The 3,326-nt window shown below is 65.9% G+C and carries 4 protein-coding genes; all 4 read right to left on the bottom strand.

The window, feature by feature from the left end:
- A partial coding sequence (locus WCE35_RS11720; RefSeq protein ID WP_424593503.1) for a molybdopterin-dependent oxidoreductase occupies window positions 1–944 on the bottom strand: 944 nt, incomplete at its 3' end.
- Between the two features lie 13 nt (window positions 945–957).
- Window positions 958–2,175 carry an NAD(P)/FAD-dependent oxidoreductase gene (locus tag WCE35_RS11715; RefSeq protein WP_424593502.1) on the bottom strand — a complete coding sequence of 406 codons (1,218 nt, stop codon included), beginning with the start codon at window positions 2,173–2,175 and terminating at the stop codon, window positions 958–960.
- Window positions 2,176–2,226: 51 nt separating this feature from the next.
- A complete protein-coding gene (locus tag WCE35_RS11710) occupies window positions 2,227–3,021 on the bottom strand; it encodes an ABC transporter ATP-binding protein (RefSeq protein WP_424593501.1) in 795 nt (264 codons plus the stop codon).
- Window positions 3,022–3,032: 11 nt separating this feature from the next.
- The coding region (locus WCE35_RS11705; RefSeq protein WP_424593500.1) for an ABC transporter permease subunit at window positions 3,033–3,326 on the bottom strand (294 nt) is incomplete at its 5' end.

Genomic DNA, 3,326 nt, shown 5'->3' with positions numbered 1-3,326 from the left:
TTGACCTTGTCGGTGCCCTGCGCCGACTGGTTGACGCCTTGCGAATACAGCGTGACCGCGCGCGGCGTGGTCGCGAACATCTGGAAGAACGCTGCGACATCAGGCTCGGAGAGGCCCGTCGCCAGCGCGGTGGCGGCCGCGTTGCCGGCCAGGTTCCGCGCACGCGCCAGCGTTTCCGCAAAACCCGAGGTGCAGCGTTCGATATAGCCGGCATCGAGCGCGCCGTTGTCGGCGAGATGCACCAGCAATCCGCCGAACAGCGCGCTGTCGGTGCCGGGTTTCAACCCCAGAAACAGGTCGGCATCGCCAGCGGTGTCGGTGCGGCGCGGATCGATCACCACGAGGCGCGCGCCGCGCATCTGCTTGGTGGCGAGCATGCGCTGGAACAGCACCGGATGGCACCACGCCGCGTTGGAGCCGACCAGCACCAGCAAATCGGCCGCGTCGAGATCCTCATAGCAGCCGGGCACGGTGTCGGCGCCGAACGCGCGGCGATGGCCCGCGACCGACGAGGCCATGCACAGCCGCGAATTGGTATCGACATTGGCGCTGCCGACAAATCCCTTCATCAGCTTGTTGGCAACGTAATAGTCTTCGGTCAGCAACTGGCCGGACAAATAGAACGCCACCGCGCCAGGACCATCGCGCGCGACAATGTGCTGAAAGCGGTGCGCGACATGATCGAGCGCGTCGTTCCAGGCCACCCGCTCCAGGGCGCCCTTGCCGCAGCGGATCATGGGATGGAGCAGCCGGTTCTGCAGGCCCAGCGTCTCGCCGAGTGCGGAGCCCTTCGAGCACAGCCGGCCGAAATTGGCGGGATGCGCTGGATCACCCGCGATTGCCGCCCCGCCCCTGCCATCGGGCGTCGCCAGCACGCCGCAGCCGACGCCGCAATAGGCGCAGGTGGTGCGCGTGGCGCGCAAATGGGGATCGAGCGAGGTCATCTGGACAAACCGGTCATGCCGCCTCTGAACGGATCGCGAGCGCGCGGCCGAACATCATGTCGGCGCGAATTCCGGCAACGGGCTTTCGGCTGCGGATCAGTTCCAGATACCACAGCGCGTCGCCGACATCGCCGATCAGAACCGCGCCGGTCAATCGCCCCTCCGCGATCACGAGCTTCTTGTAGGTGGCCTGATTGATATCGCTGAGCACGATTGCCTCGCTGCCGTCGGCGCCGATGAAGTCGCCGGCCGAGAATACGCTGACGCCGGAAACCTTCAGGTTGGTCGCGACCACACTGCCGCCATAGCAAACGGGCGCGCCCGAAAGATGCTGCGCCAGCACCCGCGCCTGCTCATAGGCCGGCTCCACCAGGCCATAGCAGACGCCGCGATGCTCGGCGCATTCGCCGATCGCAAAGACATCCGGCGCGCCGGTCCGCAGATGGTCGTCGACGACGATGCCGCGATTGACGGCAATGCCGGCGTTCCCGGCCAGCGCGATATTTGGCCGGATGCCGGCCGCGAAAATCACGGCATCGGCATCGATCCGGCGCCCGTCGGTGAGTTCGACGCCCTCGACGCCGGTCTCGCCGTGGATTCGCGCGGTGTTGGCGCTGAGCAAAATGTCGATGCCCTTGCGTTCGACGAGAGATTTCAGCAACGCCGCGGCCGGTGCATCGAGCTGACGTTCCATCAGCCGGTCCATCAAATGAACCAGCGTCACCGGCGCCCCTGCCCTGGCGAGGCCATAGGCCGCTTCCAGTCCTAATAGCCCGCCGCCGACCACCACGACGCGCCTCTTCTGCGCGGCGAGCGCCAGCAGCAGATCGGCGTCCCGGCTGTCCCTAAACGTATGCACGCCGGCGAGATCGGCGCCGGGAACGTTCAGCCGCAACGCCGACGAACCCGTGGTCAACACCAGCCTGGAGAATGTAATGCTTTCTTCGTTGGCGATCCTGAGTTCGCGGCGGCCGACGTCGATCTCGGTGGCGACGCAGCCATATTTCAGGGTAACGCCGCGATCGCGCCACCACGACGCCGGACGCAGCTCGATATCCTGCGAGGTGGTTTCGCCCGCCAGAACCGACGACAACAGCACGCGGTTATAGGCGAGCCGGGGTTCGTCGCCGATCACCGCAATGGCATAGCGGCCGAGCGCCACCTTCGACAGCTCGTCGACCAGGCGCGCAGCCGCCATTCCGTTGCCGACGATCACCAGCGGTTCGCTCACGGCGTGTCCTCACCCGGCGGCCTGAGCGCCACCATCAAACCTCTGCCGTCCCTACGCCGCCTCGACGAAGCGATGCCGCTCGTAGAGGAATTCAAGCACCCGCTGCCGGCATTTGAGATAGCCGGGGTGGGCGGCGAGTTCGAGCCGCTTGCGCGGCCGCGCCAGCGGCACCTCCAGCACCTCGCCGATCCGCGCGCTCGGGCCGTTGGTCATCATCACGATGCGGTCGGACAGCAGCACCGCCTCGTCGACATCGTGCGTGATCATCAGGATGGTGTTGCCGAGCTTCTGGTGCAGCGCCATCACCGAGTCCTGCAAATGGGCGCGGGTCAGCGCGTCGAGCGCGCCGAACGGCTCGTCGAGCAGCAGCACTTTCGGCTCCATCGCCAGCGCCCGCGCGATGCCGACGCGCTGCTTCATGCCGCCGGAGATCTCCGCCGGCCGCTTGTCCCTGGCGTGGGCCATTTGCACGAGGTTGAGGTTGTGCACGGTCCAGGCGTCGCGCTCGGCGCGGGTCTTGCTCGAAGCGAACACCTTGTCGACGCCGAGCCTGACGTTCTCGTAGACCGTCAGCCACGGCAGCAGGCTGTGGTTCTGGAACACCACGGCGCGATCCGGCCCCGGCGAATTGACCTCGCGGTTTTCCAGCAGCACGCAGCCCCTGGTGGTGTTGGTGAGGCCGGCGACGATGTTGAGCAAGGTCGACTTGCCGCAGCCGGAATGGCCGATGATCGAGACGTATTCGCCCTTGTCGATCGTCAGGTTGATTTCCTTCAAAACCTCGGTGGTGGCATTGCCGCGGGTGAAGGTCTTGTCGATGTGGTCGAGCTTCAGATAGGCGTGCATGGCGGGCTCCTTCAGTTCGGCGCGGTGCCGCGGGTCACGATCCTCGCCAGGCCCGCGATCAGGCGGTCGAGCACGAAGCCGATGATGCCGACATAGAACAGGGCCAGGATGATTTCGCTGATGTGCGAGGAGTTCCAGGCGTCCCAGATGAAGAAGCCGATGCCGACGCCGCCGGTGAGCATTTCGGCGGCAACGATGGCGAGCCAGGACAGCCCGATGCCGATCCTTAAGCCCGTGAAGATGTAGGGCGCGGCCGACGGGATCATGACCTTGACGAAGAATTCGAAGTGGTTGAGCCGCAGCAC

This window comes from Bradyrhizobium sp., from assembly GCF_049691595.1.
Lineage (GTDB): Bacteria > Pseudomonadota > Alphaproteobacteria > Rhizobiales > Xanthobacteraceae > Bradyrhizobium.
The sequence above is the reverse complement of the archived record's forward strand: the minus strand, read 5'-3'. Positions and strand labels throughout refer to the sequence as shown.

Bases quoted from the DNA above. Each gene is read 5' to 3' on its own strand.
- WCE35_RS11710 (WP_424593501.1), bottom strand. From the start codon at position 3,021: ATGCACGCCTATCTGAAGCTCGACCACATCGACAAGACCTTCACCCGC.